Genomic DNA, 14,914 nt, shown 5'->3' with positions numbered 1-14,914 from the left:
CAACTGCGGCGGCACGACCATTGTGCCAGCTTGGGGAATCACGCGCCTTTGCAACGGGGCGGGCCGCCGCGGGCGGCCCTGGCAACGGAAGCGGCCCGCCAAGGCGGGCCGCAGGGGGATCAGCCGTACTGGCGCGCTTCACGCGCCTCCTGTTGATGCTTGTCGCTGACTTTCTCGCGATGCTTGCGCAACTGGTTGACCAGCTTGTCGAACAGCACATCGATGGATGCGTACATGTCGAGCTCGGTGGCCTCGGCATGCAGGGTGGCGCCGACCACGCCCAGCGTGCCCTCGGCCCGTTGCTGGAGTTTGTCGACGGACAGCACGATCGCAAGGCTGATCAGTTTTTCGTCGAGGCGGGTGAGGCGGTCGAGCTTGGCGGTGGCGTGGTCGCGCAGGGCCGGGGTGACTTCAATCTGCTGGCCGCTGAGTTGGAATTGCATGGGGCGCCTCCTCTGGTGGTGCAGTGCCGCTTTTCGCGGCGGGGGTGGACGTGCCGTGGCCGGAGCGGCTGCGGCGCATCGTCGATCGGTCAGTTACAGGTATGGGAACGCTTTTGGGATAACCAAGTTCCCGCGTCTGTGTGCGTTGTGACTCAGCTGGCGCGCTGGCGTTCGCTGGACGTGGGAATGCGCAGCCCCTCCCGGTATTTTGCGACGGTGCGGCGCGCCACCTGGATGCCCTTGCGCTGCAGTTCCTCGGCGATCGCCAGGTCGGACAGCGGCTTGCGCACGTCCTCGGCCTCGATCAGCTTGCGCAACATGGCCTGGATGGCGGTGGCCGACGCGCTGCCGCCATCCTCGGTGGAGACGCCGCTGGAAAAGAAATACTTCAGCTCGAACGTGCCACGTGGGGTATGCAGGTATTTGCGGGTGGTGACGCGCGAGATGGTGGATTCATGCATGCCCACTTCCTCGGCCACCTCGCGCAGCACCAGCGGATGCATCGCTTCGGGGCCGTAATCGAGGAATGCACTCTGCCGCCGCACGATGGCGTCGGCGACCTTGAGCAGGGTCTCGGCGCGCGATTCCAGACTCTTGATCAGCCAGCGCGCTTCCTGCAGCTGGCCGCGCATCCAGCTGGCGTCCTCGCCGCGCGCCTTGGCGATGAGGCCACAGTAGTGCTGGTTGAGGCCCAGCCGGGGCTGGGCGTCGGCGTTCAGGCTGACCCGCCAGCGGCTGCCGTCGCGCACGGCGTATACATCCGGCGCGACGTACTCCACCGGGGTGGCGTCGAGCGCCGCACCCGGACGCGGGTCGAGGCTGCGGATCAATACGGCGGCGGCCGTCACGTCGTCTTCGCTGGCGCGCAGGCGGCGCGCGAGTCGTGCGATGTCGTTGCGCGCGAGCAGTTCCAGTTCGGTGTCGACCATGCGCAGCGCCAGCTCGCGTTGCGGTGTTGCCGGGTCGAACTGCTCCAGTTGCACCCGCAGGCAGTCGCGCAGGTCGAGGCTGCCCACGCCGGCGGGGTCGAAGCCCTGCAGCCGGCGGCGCACGGCATCGATCTCCTCGATGGTGGCGTTGAGGTTGGCAGGCAGCGCGGCAAGAACCGCGTCCATGCCTTCGGCGAGATAGCCGGCGGAGTTCAGCGCGTCGATCAACACCGTGGCGATCAGGTGCTGGCGCGGATTGAACGAGGCCAGGTTGAGTTGCCACAGCAGATGCTGCTGCAGGGTTTCCGGCGCGGCATTCTGCGGCTCGAAATCCTCGTCGTTGCGCGAGCCGGCGCCACTGCTGATGCTGCTGCTGGAAAAGTCGATGGGCGATTCGGCGACACCACCGCCGTCGGCCCAATCGCTGACGTCGTCGTGGTCGTGCTCGCTGGCGCTGGTGGCGGCGACGCTTTCGGCGCTGGGGTACTCGCTTTCGGACTGGGCGGTGTCGATGGCCTCTTCGTCCTCGATTTCCTCGGCGAATTCCAGCAACGGGTTGCTTTCGGCGATCTGCCGCAGCTCCGCTTCCAGCTCCAGCTGCGACAGCTGCAGCAGGCGGATAGCCTGCTGCAATTGCGGCGTCAGGGTCAGCTGCTGGTGGAGGCGAAACTGCAGTGCGGGTTTCATGCCAGCCGTATCGAAGGAAATCGCGTCCATCCTAACGCGTGCCCGCAGGGGCAGCCATAGCCATTCAACATGCCGGAAGCAAACCGCGACAGGTGCCTCAGAGGCGGAACTCGCGCCCCAGATAGACCTCGCGCACCCGTTCATCCGCGAGGATGTGGGCCGGCGTGCCGCGCGAAAGCACCTCGCCCTCGTTCAGGATGTAGGCGCGATCGCAGATGCCCAGCGTCTCGCGCACGTTGTGGTCGGTGATCAGCACGCCGATGCCGCGCTCCTTCAGGTGGCGTACGATGCGCTGGATCTCGCCGACCGAAATCGGATCGACGCCGGCGAACGGTTCGTCCAGCAGCATGTAGCGCGGCTTCGCCGCCAGCGCGCGGGCGATCTCGACCCGGCGCCGTTCGCCGCCGGACAGGCTGATGCCCTTCTGTCCGGCGATGTGGGCGATCTTCAACTCGTCCAGCAGGCTTTCCTGCTCGGCCGTGCGCTGCTGCACGGTGAGGCCCTCGCGCAGTTCCAGCACGGCCATGATGTTGTCTGCCACGCTGAGCCGCCGGAACACGGAGGCCTCCTGCGGCAGGTAGCCGATGCCGAGCTTGGCGCGCGCATGCATCGGCAGGCCGGTAATGTCCCGCTTGTCCAGCTTGATGATGCCGGCATCGGCTTCGATCAGGCCCACCACCATGTAGAAGCAGGTGGTCTTGCCCGCGCCGTTGGGGCCGAGCAGGCCGACCACTTCACCCTGGCGGATCGAGAAGCCGAAATCACGCACGACCTGACGCGACTTGAAGCTTTTTTGCAGACCTTCGGCGGAAAGCATCTTTTAGGGGTGTTCCTGCCCGGGTGCCGAACCGGCTGCAGCCGGAGTCGCTGGCGTGGCGGCTTCGGCGGGCTTGGGCTTGGGTTTGAAGGTCATGTGCACCATGCCGTCACCGCCGCTTTCGCCGGTCATCTCGCTGGTTTCGGTGTTGTAGGTGAGCTTGTCGCCGCGGGCGTCGCCGCGGCCCTTCTGCGTGATCGAGGCGTTGCCGCTCAGCACGGCGATGCCCTTGAGATTGTCGTAGTCCAGCGTGGCCGCGTCGCCGAGCACGAGGTTGTTGTTCTCGTCCAGTTGCTCGAGATGGGCCGGGCTGCCGGTGATGACGACACGGCTGATCTGGCTTTCGGCATCGAAATACACCTTGGCCTGGGCGCCGGTGGCTTTCAGCGTGCCCTGCGTGATCACCACGTTGCCGGTCAGCGTGCTGACGCTGTTGGGTTTCTGGAAACCGTCGAAATGCTTCGCCGCGACGTGCATTTCCTGCTGGCGGTCGCTTTTCCGCGCCAGCGCGGGCTGGGCCGCGAGCAGGCCCAATGCCGCGGCGGCAAGCGCGAACCTAGCGCTTGCGCTGGCGCGGCGGGAACGTGGCATGGACATCATCGAGCAGCTCCAGGTGTTTGTCGTTGAGGTTGGCACGCATGCCGATACCGCTGATTCTAGTGCCGCCTTGCACCATCTGCGCCGGTGCCGCGGTTTCCAGGCGGTTTTCCTTCGGCCACGCGCTGACGTCGGCGGTATGGATCTCGGCGGCCGGGGTTTCGCCAAACGCCGGCCGGTGCATGTTGACCGGGCCCTGCAGCTTGAGCTGGGTGCCGCCCTTGTTGACCCAGCCATACAGCGACTCGCCCTGCCAGTCCGGCACGCCCGGCTGCTTGGGCGGCAACTGGAAGGTCGGCGAGTTGAGGTACAGCGAATCGTCGCCCTCGCGACGCTCCAGGTGCGGCGTCTGCAGGTGGAAGCTGGGCCGCCCCTCGGCGTTGTATTCGGTCACCCGCGCATTGGTCAGCGTGTAACCCGAGCGCGGCGGGCCGACGAAGTCATGGGTTCGCGGTGCCGGCCCGAACCACCACAACAGCAGTTGGGCCATGCCCGCGGCGAGCGCGACGGCGAGCGTCGCGGCCGGCAGTCGCCGGTCGCGCAGGTAGGCGCGCAGATTCACCGCCAGCGCTCCCGCTCGGCGTCGCTTTTCCCCTGTGCATGCAGGATCAGGTCGCACACCTCGCGCGCGGCGCCCATGCCGCCAGCATGGCGGGTCTGCCAGTGCGCCTGCTCGGCCACCCACGGATGCGCATTGGCCACGGCCACCGCCAGTCCGGCCAGGCCCATCGGCGGCAGGTCGGGCAGGTCGTCGCCGACGAAGGCAACCTGTTCGGGCGTCAGCTGCAGCGCGTCGATCAGCTCGAGCAGACAGCCGCGCTTGTCGCCCTGGCCTTGATAAACGTGGGTGATGTCCAGCTCCTCGGCACGCAGGGCGACTGGATGGCTGATCCGCGCGGTGATCAGCGCCACCTGCACACCGTTGGCCTGCAGCCGCTTCAGGCCGAGCCCGTCGTGCACGTGGAAGACCTTGGTTTCGCGGCCGTCCTCGCCGTACCACAGACGCCCGTCGGTCAGCGTGCCGTCCACGTCGAACGCCGCCAGCCGGATCTTGGCGGCGCGGGCGAGGATGTCGGCGGGAAGGTCGGCCAGGTACATGGAGTGGGCTCGTGCCGGGAGGAGAGTGAACGGGCGATCAGACCACGCGCGCGCGGAGCAGATCATGAATGTTCAACGCACCGACCACGCGCCGTTCATCGTCGACCACCAGCAACGCATGGATCTGGTACTTCTCCATCAGCTGGGCCGCCTCGGCTGCCAGCTTGTCGGCGGCGATCGTCTTGGGGCCGCGGGTCATCAATTCCGCCACGGTGGCGCCGCGCAGGTCGACGCCGTCGTCGTCCAGCGCGCGGCGCAGGTCGCCATCGGTGAATACGCCGAGCAGGCGCTGGTCGGCATCGACCACGGCGGTCATGCCCAGGTGCTTGCGAGTCATCTCGACCAGGGCGGCGGTAAGGCTGGCGTCCGGCGCCACCCGTGGCACGTCGTCGCCTTTGTGCATCACGTCGGCGATATGCAGCAGCAGCCGGCGGCCCAGGCTGCCGGCGGGGTGGGAGCGGGCGAAATCGTCGGAGGTGAAGCCGCGCGCTTCCAGCAGTGCGATCGCCAGCGCATCGCCCAGCACCAGCGCGACGGTGGTGCTGGTGGTCGGCGCCAGGCCCAGCGGGCAGGCTTCGCTGGAGATGCTGCCGTCCAGATGCACGTCCGCCTCGGTGGCCAGCGAGGAATCCGGCTTGCCGGTGATCGCGATCAAGGGAATGCCCTGGCGCTTGATCACCGGCAGGATCAGCAGCAATTCGTCGGTCTCGCCGGAATAGGACAGCGCCAGCACGACATCCTGCGGCGTGATCATGCCGAGGTCGCCATGGCTGGCCTCGCCCGGATGGACGAAGAACGCCGGCGTGCCGGTCGAGGCCAGTGTGGCGGCGATCTTGCGCCCGATGTGGCCGGACTTGCCCATGCCGCTGACCACCACGCGGCCGCGGCAGGCAAGGATCAGCCGGCAGGCTTCGACGAACGGGGCGCCGATCCGCGGCTGCAACGCGTGCACCGCTTCCGCCTCGGTGGCGATGACCGCGCGCGCGCTGCGCATGATGGCATCCGGGTCCAGGTCGATCGGGGCAGGCGGGGCGATACGTGCGTTCATGGACACTCGGGAAAGGGGGCGGATACCGCTGAAGCCGGGGCGAAAATGATGCCGGTGGCAGTGATCAGGAACCGCCGTCATTTCTGCGCCAGCGGATTTCCATTACCATGGCATGTCCGCATTTTAACGTCATAAGTCAGCGCAATGGATTCCGGCGACCGGGAATCCACCTCGCTGCCGACGGAAGCTCCCGCATGGAACACCCGATGGACCCAGCCAGCATCCAGGCAATGATCGAAAATGGCCTGCCCGGCGCGCAGGCGGAGGTCAGCGGCGCCGATGGCGTGCATTTCGAGGCCACCGTGGTGGCCAGCCAGTTCGCTGGCAAGTTGCCGCTGGCGCGGCATCGGCTGGTGTATGCCACGCTGGGTGAGCTGATGGGCGGCGCGATCCATGCGCTGGCGCTGAAAACCCTGACACCCGAGGAAGCCACGGCGCGCCGTTGATGGCTGCAGCCGCACTTCCCCCTCCTGTTTACCAAGGACAACGATGGCCAAGATCCTGATCAGTGGCGGCACGCCGCTCCATGGCGAGGTCGGCATTTCCGGCGCCAAGAACGCCGTGCTGCCGATACTTGCCGCCTGCCTGCTGGCCGATGAGCCGGTCAGCATCGGCAACGTGCCGCACCTGCACGACGTCACCACCTTCATCGAGCTGCTCGGCCAGATGGGCGTGCAGCTGGTGCTGGATGACCGCATGAAGATGCATGTCGACCCGCGTACCACCAGCACCTGCGTGGCGCCCTACGACCTGGTGCGCACGATGCGCGCCTCGATCCTGGTGCTCGGCCCGCTGGTGGCGCGCTTCGGCCAGGCCGAGGTGTCGCTGCCGGGTGGCTGCGCGATCGGTTCGCGTCCGGTCGACCAGCACATCCGCGGCCTGCAGGCGCTGGGTGCCCAGATCACCGTCGAGAACGGCTACATCAAGGCGAAGGCGTCGCGGCTGAAGGGCGCACGCATCGTGATGGACATGGTCACCGTCACCGGTACCGAGAACATCATGATGGCCGCCACCCTGGCGCAGGGCACCACGGTGATCGAGAACGCCGCGCAGGAACCCGAAGTGGTCGACCTGGCCCACTGCCTGATCGCGATGGGTGCCCAGATCGAAGGCGCCGGCACGTCGACCATGGTGGTCCATGGGGTCGAGCGTCTGCACGGCGCCGAGTACGAAGTGCTGCCCGACCGCATCGAGACCGGCACTTTTCTGGTGGGCGCGGCCATGACGGGCGGCAAGGTGCGCACGCGGCACGCGCGGGCCAACACGCTCGACGCCGTGCTGGCCAAGCTGGAAGAAGCTGGTGCGCACATCTCCACCGGCGACGACTGGATCGAGCTGGACATGGGCGGGCGTCGACCGAAGGCGGTCAACATCAGCACGGCGCCGTACCCGGCGTTCCCCACCGACATGCAGGCCCAGTTCACTGCACTCAATTGCGTGGCCGAAGGCACCGGCATAGTCACCGAGACGGTGTTCGAGAACCGCTTCATGCACGCGCACGAACTGCAGCGGCTCGGCGCGGACATCCGCCTGGAAGGGAATACCGCGATCGTGCAGGGGGTCGCCCAGATGAGCGGTGCACCGATCATGGCCACCGACCTGCGCGCCTCGGCCTGCCTGGTGCTGGCCGGCCTGGTGGCCAAGGGCGACACCATCGTCGATCGCGTCTACCACATCGACCGCGGCTACGAGAACATCGAGGAAAAACTTGGCGTGCTCGGCGCGAAGATACGCCGCCTGCCGAACTGAGCGGGTCAACGCCAGGAAGGAGAAAGCCCGGCATCGCCGGGCTTTTTCTTGTTGAGCGGGAGCAAGTCCGAGGTCAGCCGGAGTTGGCTTGGTAGCTCACCAGCTCCATCGTCAGATCACCGCCATCGTGCTGCGACAGTTTCACCGGCAGCGGATAACGAGCCGGCACGTACCACGCGCTGAAGCCGCGCTCGGCGTCGGTGCGGTCGATCCGGTCGGCGTTGAAACTGCCGGCGGGGACCTTGATGGTTTCCTTGCCGGTGACCTTGAAACTCTGCGTCTGTACCTGCTGGCGCACGGCGACCGGCAACGTGACCTGCTGGCTGCCATCACGCAGGGCCAAACCCAGCGCCAGCGCCGTGGTATTGCGTTCGACCATGCCGGGGCTGGCCGGATAGGCTTGTGCGCCCTTGCCCTCGTCGACGGTCACCTGATGCGTGGTCCAGTCCACCGACAAGTGCCGCTGCTTGTTCTTGATGCCTGTCTGCAACTGGTAGTCGTAGCCGATCGCTTCGGGCACATCGCCTTTCCAGCGGAAGCGCGAAGTCTCCTTCATGCTGGCGCCGAGCATGGCCGCCAGTCCGCCGGTGCTTTTGACGTCCTTGCTGTAGATCCATTCGCCATTGCCGGCGGCGCGCAGCGTGATGGTGGCAACGCCCATCGGTTCGCCGCCCTGGGACACGTTGTAAATGGCGGTGAAGGCAGGGGGAGTCGTGGCGATGGCGGCCTGCATCGAGAGCAGCAGGCCGAGGCCGAGTAGCGGGGCAAACGCGGTTCGGATAGTCATGCGCCGAGTCTGCCGGTGGCGGGCTGAACCGCGGATCACTTCGTCGACAGCTGACCGTCGTCGCCCAGCGTCAGCGGCCTCAGCAGGGGCTGGCCGTCGAAAAGCGGCGCGTGCTCGTGCCATTGCAGCCGCTGGCTGACCAGCAGGCCCAGCACGGCGGGCAACAACCGGTGCTCCAGCGGCAACAGGCGCTGCGCCAGTTGCTGCTCGTCGTCGCCGGCTTCGATCGACAGGCGCGCCTGCGCGATCACCGGGCCGCCGTCCAGCTCGGCCGTGACGAAGTGCACGCTGGCGCCGTGCTCGCGGTCGTTCGCTTCGAGCGCGCGGCGATGGGTATGCAGACCGCGGTATTTGGGCAGCAGGGAAGGATGGATGTTGATCATCCGGCCGATCCACGGCGTCAGCGCCTCGCCGTCGAGGATGCGCATGAAGCCGGCCAGCACCAGCCATTCGGCCCCGCTGGCGGCGAGACGGGCGAACAGGTCATGGTCGAACGCGCGACGGTCGGGATAGCTGCGCGGATCGAGCGCCAGCGTGGGGATGTTGGCCGCCTCGGCCAGGCGCAGTGCGCCGGCGCCGGCCTTGTCGCTGGCAACCAGCACGAAATCCACCGGCAGGTCGCCGCGTTCGCGCGCGGCGAGCAGCGCGGCGAGGTTGCTGCCGCGGCCTGAAGCGAGGACGGCGATGCGGGAGGGAGATGACATGGGGTGGTTCTCTGTCGTTCGCCCTGAGCGTAGATCCGCTGGATCGGAGTCGAAGGGCCCGGCACGGCGGTGCCTTCGGCCTCGCTGCGCCTCGCTCAGGGTGAACGATGTCCGGCGCAACGCGGGTTGGCACGATGCCTCAGCCGATATGTACGCGCTCGTCGCCCTGCGCCGGCACCACTTCGCCGATCACCGCACTGGCCAGGCCATGCGTGGCCAGCAGCGCCGATGCGGACGCCACGGCGTCCTGCGGCAGGATCACCGTGAAGCCGATGCCGCAGTTGAAGGTGCGCCACATTTCCTCGCGTGCCACGTTGCCTTCGCGCATCAGCCAGTCGAACACCGGCGGCAGCGTGATGGCGGATGCGTCCAGCGCGATGCCGAGGCCGTCGGGCACCACGCGGATGATGTTTTCCTTGAGGCCGCCGCCGGTGATGTGGGCCATGCCGTGCACGGTTCCGCTCTTCAGCAGGTGCAGCATCGACTTCACATAGATGGTGGTCGGCGCCATCAGCGCATCGACCAGCTTGACCCCGTCGAGGTCGAGATCCAGCCCGCCGTTGTCCGGCGTGCAGCCGGCGCGATCGAGGATCTTGCGCACCAGCGAATAGCCGTTCGAATGCGGACCGGATGAGGCCACGCCGAGCACCACGTCACCGGAAACGATCGCCGCACCGGTCAGCATCTGCGACTTCTCCACCGCGCCGACGGTGAAGCCTGCCAGGTCGTACTCGCCCGGCGGATACATGTCAGGCATCTCGGCGGTTTCGCCGCCGATCAGCGCGCAACCGGCCAGCTCGCAACCCCGGGCAATGCCGCCGACCACGGCCACGGCGGTGTCGACGTCCAGCTTGCCGGTGGCGAAATAGTCGAGGAAGAACAGCGGCTCGGCACCCTGCACCAGCACGTCGTTGACGCACATGCCGACCAGGTCGATGCCGATGGTGTCGTGCCGGTTCAGGATCTGCGCCAGCTTCAACTTGGTACCGACGCCATCGGTGCCGGACACCAGCACCGGCTCCCGGTAGCGGCCGCTCAAGTCGAACAGGCCGCCGAAACCGCCCAGGCCGCCCATCACCTCGGGACGAACCGTGCGCTTGACCAGCGGCTTGATGCGTTCGACCAGCGCATTGCCCGCGTCGATGTCGACGCCGGCGGCGCGGTAGGTGAGGGCGTCAGACATGGCGAAAACCGGCGTGGATGAAACGCGCAAGTTTAGCAGTATGCGGCGCCGGTGCCGGGGCGGGCCCCGGTTTGCGTCGTCGCAGTCTTGCTCCGATGGACGCTGGGAGCGCGATTGGGCAGACTTCCCGGGAGTTTCTTTCGAAGAATGCCACGTCCATGCGCCTGTCCCGCTTGCTGATCGCCACCCTGCTGCTGGTTTTTGCCGCACTGCCCCCGTTGCATGCCCAGGCTTCGGGTTCGCCGTATTCGGTCGTCGTGCCGGTGGCCGATACCAGCGATGCCCAGCGCGACCAGGCGTTCGCCACCGCGCTCGGGCAGGTGCTGACACGGGTGGCTGGCGGGCAGGATCTGCGCAGCAACCCCGGCTATGGCGATGCACTGGGCAAAGCCGGCTCGATCGTGCAGAAGTTCCAGTACCAGCGCGCCGCGACCGGCCTGATCCTGGACGTGGAGTTCGAGCCGGGGTCGGTGCGCCGGCTGGTATCGAAACTGGGCGTGGCCAGCGCAGGCATCAAGCCGCCGGTTCTGCTGCTGGTTCAGGGCAGCGACGGGAGCCTGTTCGACCAGGCGGCACTGGCAAGCCTGGCCGCGGCCGCCGCCGCACGCGGAACCAACGTGGTGTACCCGGACGCCGCCAACCCGCCAGACCCGGCCAAGGTCGCCGCGGTGGATTCTGCGGCGCTGGCGGCCATCAACCGGCAGTACCACACGGGCCTGGTGCTGCTTGGCAAGCTGCACGGCAGCAGTGCCGACTGGACCCTGATTTCCGGCGGCCAGCCGCAGCGCTGGAGCAGCCACGGCGCGACCGAGGATGCCTTGCTCGGCGATGCAGCCGGCGGCATGGTCGACCGCATCGGCAAGCAGCTCAACGTGGTTGGCGCAGGTCCCAGCGAGGGCAAACTGTGGATCAGCGGGCTGGCTTCGGCGGCGGATTACGCCAATCTGCTGAACGCGTTGCAGGCCGATCCTGCGGTCAGACAGGTGACGACCGTGGGCGCCGAGAACGACGCCGTGCTGCTGTACGTCAAAGCCTCGTTGCCGATGACCGGGCTCGCGGCGAACCTTGCCGCCGGTGGCCATCTGCTGCTGCAGGGTGAGCCGCACGCAGGCGCCGACGCCAACCTGCGCTGGCTGCATTGAGCCGGCCTCCCGCAGCGAACCCGGAAGCTGCCCGACGCGCCGAACGTCGCGGGCGTCGATGTCACCGGTCGAGCCGGACCACTTCGTTTCCATGAGCACGCCCATGACGTCTGATACTTCACGCCGCTGGCAGCTGTTCGCCATCACGGCGGTCATCGTTTACCTGCTCTGGCTGCTGGCGCCGGTACTGATGCCCTTCGCGGTGGCGGCCATGCTGGCCTACCTCGGCGATCCGCTGGCGGACCGACTGGAGCGGCTGGGGCTCAACCGCGCCTGGGCGGCCACCATCGTCTTCGTGGTGCTACTGGTGGCGGTGTGCGGCGTGCTGCTGCTGCTGATACCGCTGATTGCCCGCCAGGTCGAAAATCTCATCGAGAACCTGCCGCGTTACGGCGACTGGGCGCAGAACGTGGCGTGGCCGTGGCTGCAGGCGCGCCTGCATCTGGATCCGCACACCTTCGACAGCGACCGACTGCTGACCGGGATCAAGGAACACATCGGCTCGATCGGCGGCGTCGCCACGGCGGTGCTGGGCAGGGTGTCGCGCTCGGGCCTCGGCATCGCGATGTGGCTGACCAACCTGGTGCTGATCCCGGTGGTGGCGTTCTACCTGCTGCGCGACTGGGATCGACTGGTGGCCACGATCGACCGTACCCTGCCACGCTCGATTCAGCCGACCATCGCGCATCTGGCCCACGAATCGGACAAGATCCTCGGCGCGTTCGTGCGCGGCCAGCTGCTGGTGATGCTGGCACTGGGCGTGTTCTACGGCGCCGGGCTGGAACTGGCCGGCTTGTCGGTGGGGCTGTTGATCGGCCTGGTCGCCGGCCTGCTCAGCTTCGTGCCGTACCTGGGCTTCATCATCGGCTTCGTCGCCGCGATCATCGCCGCGCTGGTGCAGTACGGCGACTGGGCCCATGTGCTGGTGGTCTGCGGCGTATTCGTGATCGGCCAGTTGCTGGAAGGCTACGTGCTGGTGCCCAAGCTGGTCGGCGACAAGATCGGTCTGCATCCGGTGGCGGTGATTTTCGCGGTGCTGGCCGGCGGCTATCTGTTCGGCTTCCTCGGCGTGCTGCTGGCGTTGCCGGCGGCGTCGGTGATCATGGTGCTGCTGCGCTACCTGCTTGAGCGCTATCGCATGAGCGAGCTGTACAACGAAGCGGGGCCGGACGATCCTGTGATTGCCGAAGCGGACGTCACGGTGCATCGCGATGGCGAGGTCGACGCGGTCACTACGGTCGCGCCAGCTCCGCAGGGCGACCGAGCCGAGCCATGATTCCGCAGTTGCCGCTGGCCCTGCGCTGGCCACGTCGCCAGCGCTTCGAACATTTCCATGCGGGTGCCAATGCCGCTGCGGTGGCCGCGGTGCAGGTACTCGCGCTGGAACCTGCTGCGCCATGGGTCTACCTGCACGGCGCCAGCGGCAGTGGTCGCAGTCATCTGCTGATGGCGGCCTGCCAGGCGGCCAGTGCTGCCGGTCGGCGCGTGCAGTACCTGCCGCTGGCGGCATTGAGCGACCACGCAGCAGCCCTGCGCGGGGTCGGCGGCAGCGAACTGCTGGCGCTGGACGATCTCGGCGCCATCGCCGGCAACCGCGAAGCGGAACATGCACTGTTCGACCTTTACAATCGCGCCCGCGCCGAAGGCAGCGCGCTGCTGTTCGCCGCCGATGCCACACCGACCCAGCTCGGCATCGAACTGCCCGACCTGCGCTCACGCCTCGGTGCCTGCACCCAGTTCGCATTGAAGCCGCTCGACGACGACGAACGCCGCACCGTACTGAAAGCGCAGGCCGCCGCGCGCGGCATCGAACTGGACGACAGCGTGCTGGACTGGCTGTTCGCACGTCGCGCGCGCGATCTCGGTGCGTTGCTCGACCTGCTGGACAAGCTGGATGTGGCATCGCTCGCCGCGCAACGGCGGATCACGGTGCCGTTCCTGCGCGGGTTCCTGCGTGAAGGCGGCGAAACGGCGCCCTGAGAACAGCGAAGGCGCCCAGGAGCGCCTTCGTTCATTGCTCGTTGAAACACCGCTCAGGCCTTGAGCAACCCCGGCGTCGCCTGCTGCCCGATCGCATCGACCATCGCCTTGGCTACGTTGAGGTTGCCGGCGATGATGTTGCCGCTGGCGGGGATGCCATCGCGGCCGGCGAAGTCGCAGTAGCGCCCGCCGGCTTCGTGCACCAGCAGCACGCCGGCGGCCATGTCCCACGGCTTCAGGCCGATCTCGAAGTAGCCGTCGTAGCGGCCCGCGGCGACGTAGGCCAGGTCCAGCGCGGCGGAGCCGGAGCGGCGGATGTCCTCGGCCTGGCCGAGGATCGCGCGGGTCATGTCCAGCTGCGGCACCAGGTGCTCGCGCTGACGGAACGGGAAGCCGGTGGCGATCATCGCGCCGCCCAGGTTCTCGCGTTTGGATACGCGCATGCGGCGGTCGTTGAGGTAGGCGCCGTCGCCCTTGCTGGCGGTGTACAGCTCGTCGCGCAGCGGGTCGAATACCACCGCGTGGATCGGCACGCCTTTTTCCAGCAGCGCGATCGACACGCAGAAGTGCGGGATGCCGCGCAGGTAGTTGTGGGTGCCGTCCAGCGGGTCGATCACCCAGGTCAGCGGACCCTTGCCGGTCGCGCCGCTCTCCTCGGCGAGGATGGCATGGTCGGGGTAGGCGCGGCGCAATTCCTTGATGATTTCCGCCTCGGCCAGCTTGTCGACCTCGGAGACGAAATCCAGCTGCTGCTTCTCGACGATGTTGAGGCCGTCGATGCGGTTCATGTAGCGCAGGATCACATTGCCTGCAGAACGCGCGGCGCGCGCCGCGATCGTGACGTGTGGTCTGGCCATGGTTTCGACTTTGGAAGAGAGCGGGGTTGCGGCCGGCCATTCTAGCAGAGGCGGGCCTGAGCCGCCCCGTGTCCACTATCCTTGGGGCTCCAGCCGCCAAGCCGTTCTCCGCATGACCGATCTCCACAACCTCGCCGCCCGCGTCCGCTACGTGCTGGTGCGCACGTCGCATCCGGGCAACATCGGCAGTGCGGCGCGGGCGATCCGCACGATGGGATTCGAGCGGCTGGAGCTGGTGGCGCCGGCGCGCTTCCCCGACCGCGAAGCCAGTGCGTTGGCAGCCGGTGCCGACGACGTGCTGGCGCATGCCCGGATTCATGAAGAACTGATCGATGGTCTTGCCGGCAGCAGTCTGGCGCTGGGTCTATCGGCACGTCGGCGTGGAGTGAATCTGCCGGAGATATCTCCACGGGAGGCTGCGCAGCAGGCGCTCGCGGCCACGGCGCGCGGCGAACAGGTGGCGCTGGTATTCGGCAACGAGCGCACCGGGCTCGAGAACGAGGAGCTCGCGCGCTGCCACGCGATGGTGCGGATTCCCAGCGTGGACGATTTCAGCTCGCTCAATCTGTCGCAGGCGGTGCAGGTGATGGCCTATGAACTGCGTGTGGCGATGCTCGGCGACGCACCTGCGCCCACGCCGACCGTGCGCGACGACCCCCCGGCGGACGCGGCGCGCATGGAGCAGTTCTACGTGCATCTGGCGCAGACGCTGGACGATATCGAGTTCCACAAGGGGCGCGAGCCGACCACGATCATGCTGCGCCTGCGCAAGCTGTTTCAGCGCGCGCAGCCGGACGAACGCGAACTGCGCGTGCTCCACGGGATTCTTGCCGACGCGCAGCGGATGGCAGGATTGGCGAAGAACGACAGGTAACCAGGCTCCGCCCTCTCTC

General features: G+C 67.4%; 17 protein-coding genes. 6 read left to right on the top strand and 11 right to left on the bottom strand.

From position 1 onward, the window contains the following. Positions 1-119: 119 nt before the first annotated feature. The 7 genes from hpf to ACFPME_RS05115 form a co-directional block, all read right to left on the bottom strand. The gene (gene hpf, locus ACFPME_RS05145; protein WP_377302684.1) at positions 120-443 is read right to left on the bottom strand and encodes a ribosome hibernation-promoting factor, HPF/YfiA family; all 324 of its coding nucleotides are present in this window, start codon (positions 441-443) and stop codon (positions 120-122) included. A gap of 152 nt (positions 444-595) precedes the next feature. Next, positions 596-2,059, bottom strand: a complete 1,464-nt coding sequence (locus ACFPME_RS05140) for an RNA polymerase factor sigma-54 (protein ID WP_377302682.1) — start codon at positions 2,057-2,059, stop codon at positions 596-598. A 97-nt stretch (positions 2,060-2,156) separates the two neighbouring features. Then, positions 2,157-2,876, bottom strand: coding sequence for an LPS export ABC transporter ATP-binding protein (gene lptB, locus ACFPME_RS05135; RefSeq protein ID WP_377302680.1), 720 nt, complete (start codon positions 2,874-2,876; stop codon positions 2,157-2,159). Positions 2,877-2,879: 3 nt separating this feature from the next. Beyond that, positions 2,880-3,476, bottom strand: a complete 597-nt coding sequence (lptA, locus tag ACFPME_RS05130; RefSeq protein WP_377302678.1) for a lipopolysaccharide transport periplasmic protein LptA — start codon at positions 3,474-3,476, stop codon at positions 2,880-2,882. Continuing rightward, on the bottom strand, positions 3,433-4,035 hold the full coding sequence (gene lptC / locus ACFPME_RS05125; RefSeq protein WP_377302676.1) for an LPS export ABC transporter periplasmic protein LptC: 603 nt from the start codon (positions 4,033-4,035) through the stop codon (positions 3,433-3,435). Before lptC ends, lptA begins: the two co-directional genes overlap by 44 nt. Then, positions 4,032-4,571, bottom strand: a complete 540-nt coding sequence (locus ACFPME_RS05120; RefSeq protein WP_377302674.1) for a KdsC family phosphatase — start codon at positions 4,569-4,571, stop codon at positions 4,032-4,034. Before ACFPME_RS05120 ends, lptC begins: the two co-directional genes overlap by 4 nt. 37 nt (positions 4,572-4,608) lie before the next feature. Continuing rightward, complete coding sequence (locus ACFPME_RS05115; RefSeq protein WP_377302857.1) at positions 4,609-5,565, bottom strand: KpsF/GutQ family sugar-phosphate isomerase; 957 nt, start codon at positions 5,563-5,565, stop codon at positions 4,609-4,611. Between the two features lie 260 nt (positions 5,566-5,825). On the opposite strand from ACFPME_RS05115, the gene ACFPME_RS05110 reads away from it, so the two are divergent. Further along, positions 5,826-6,065, top strand: coding sequence for a BolA family protein (locus ACFPME_RS05110; protein WP_377302855.1), 240 nt, complete (start codon positions 5,826-5,828; stop codon positions 6,063-6,065). 43 nt (positions 6,066-6,108) lie between these two features. Next, positions 6,109-7,368 carry a UDP-N-acetylglucosamine 1-carboxyvinyltransferase gene (murA, locus tag ACFPME_RS05105; protein WP_377302672.1) on the top strand — a complete coding sequence of 420 codons (1,260 nt, stop codon included), beginning with the start codon at positions 6,109-6,111 and terminating at the stop codon, positions 7,366-7,368. Between the two features lie 73 nt (positions 7,369-7,441). On the opposite strand, the gene ACFPME_RS05100 is transcribed toward murA, so the two are convergent. The 3 genes from ACFPME_RS05100 to purM form a co-directional block, all read right to left on the bottom strand. Then, the gene (locus ACFPME_RS05100; RefSeq protein WP_377302670.1) at positions 7,442-8,155 is read right to left on the bottom strand and encodes a DUF3108 domain-containing protein; all 714 of its coding nucleotides are present in this window, start codon (positions 8,153-8,155) and stop codon (positions 7,442-7,444) included. Between the two features lie 35 nt (positions 8,156-8,190). Further along, positions 8,191-8,859 (bottom strand): phosphoribosylglycinamide formyltransferase, encoded by a 669-nt coding sequence (gene purN, locus ACFPME_RS05095; protein ID WP_377302668.1) that lies wholly within the window; start codon positions 8,857-8,859, stop codon positions 8,191-8,193. Positions 8,860-8,998: 139 nt separating this feature from the next. Further along, positions 8,999-10,042: a phosphoribosylformylglycinamidine cyclo-ligase gene (purM, locus tag ACFPME_RS05090; RefSeq protein WP_377302666.1), complete on the bottom strand. Its 1,044-nt coding sequence runs from the start codon at positions 10,040-10,042 to the stop codon at positions 8,999-9,001. Between the two features lie 158 nt (positions 10,043-10,200). Between purM and ACFPME_RS05085 the strand changes: the two genes are divergently transcribed. The 3 genes from ACFPME_RS05085 (at position 10,201) to hda (ending at position 13,164) form a co-directional block, all read left to right on the top strand. After that, positions 10,201-11,184 carry a DUF2066 domain-containing protein gene (locus ACFPME_RS05085; RefSeq protein ID WP_377302664.1) on the top strand — a complete coding sequence of 328 codons (984 nt, stop codon included), beginning with the start codon at positions 10,201-10,203 and terminating at the stop codon, positions 11,182-11,184. A 103-nt stretch (positions 11,185-11,287) separates the two neighbouring features. Beyond that, complete coding sequence (locus tag ACFPME_RS05080) at positions 11,288-12,460, top strand: AI-2E family transporter (RefSeq protein ID WP_377302662.1); 1,173 nt, start codon at positions 11,288-11,290, stop codon at positions 12,458-12,460. Then, a complete protein-coding gene (hda, locus tag ACFPME_RS05075) occupies positions 12,457-13,164 on the top strand; it encodes a DnaA regulatory inactivator Hda (protein ID WP_377302660.1) in 708 nt (235 codons plus the stop codon). The genes ACFPME_RS05080 and hda overlap by 4 nt, the downstream gene beginning before the upstream one ends. Before the next feature lie 53 nt (positions 13,165-13,217). Here hda and ACFPME_RS05070 read toward each other — a convergent pair whose 3' ends face one another. Continuing rightward, entirely contained in the window at positions 13,218-14,021 is an 804-nt protein-coding gene (locus ACFPME_RS05070) for an inositol monophosphatase family protein (protein WP_377302658.1), read from the bottom strand. Between the two features lie 112 nt (positions 14,022-14,133). Here ACFPME_RS05070 and ACFPME_RS05065 point away from each other — a divergent pair, with 112 nt between their 5' ends. Beyond that, positions 14,134-14,895, top strand: coding sequence for an RNA methyltransferase (locus ACFPME_RS05065; protein WP_377302656.1), 762 nt, complete (start codon positions 14,134-14,136; stop codon positions 14,893-14,895). The last annotated feature ends 19 nt before the right edge of the window (positions 14,896-14,914 follow it).

The sequence above is a fragment of the Rhodanobacter umsongensis genome (assembly GCF_042654965.1).
In the GTDB taxonomy this organism is placed as follows: domain Bacteria; phylum Pseudomonadota; class Gammaproteobacteria; order Xanthomonadales; family Rhodanobacteraceae; genus Rhodanobacter; species Rhodanobacter umsongensis.
Note: the sequence above shows the minus strand (reverse complement) of the source record. Positions and strands in the feature narration are given on the sequence as shown.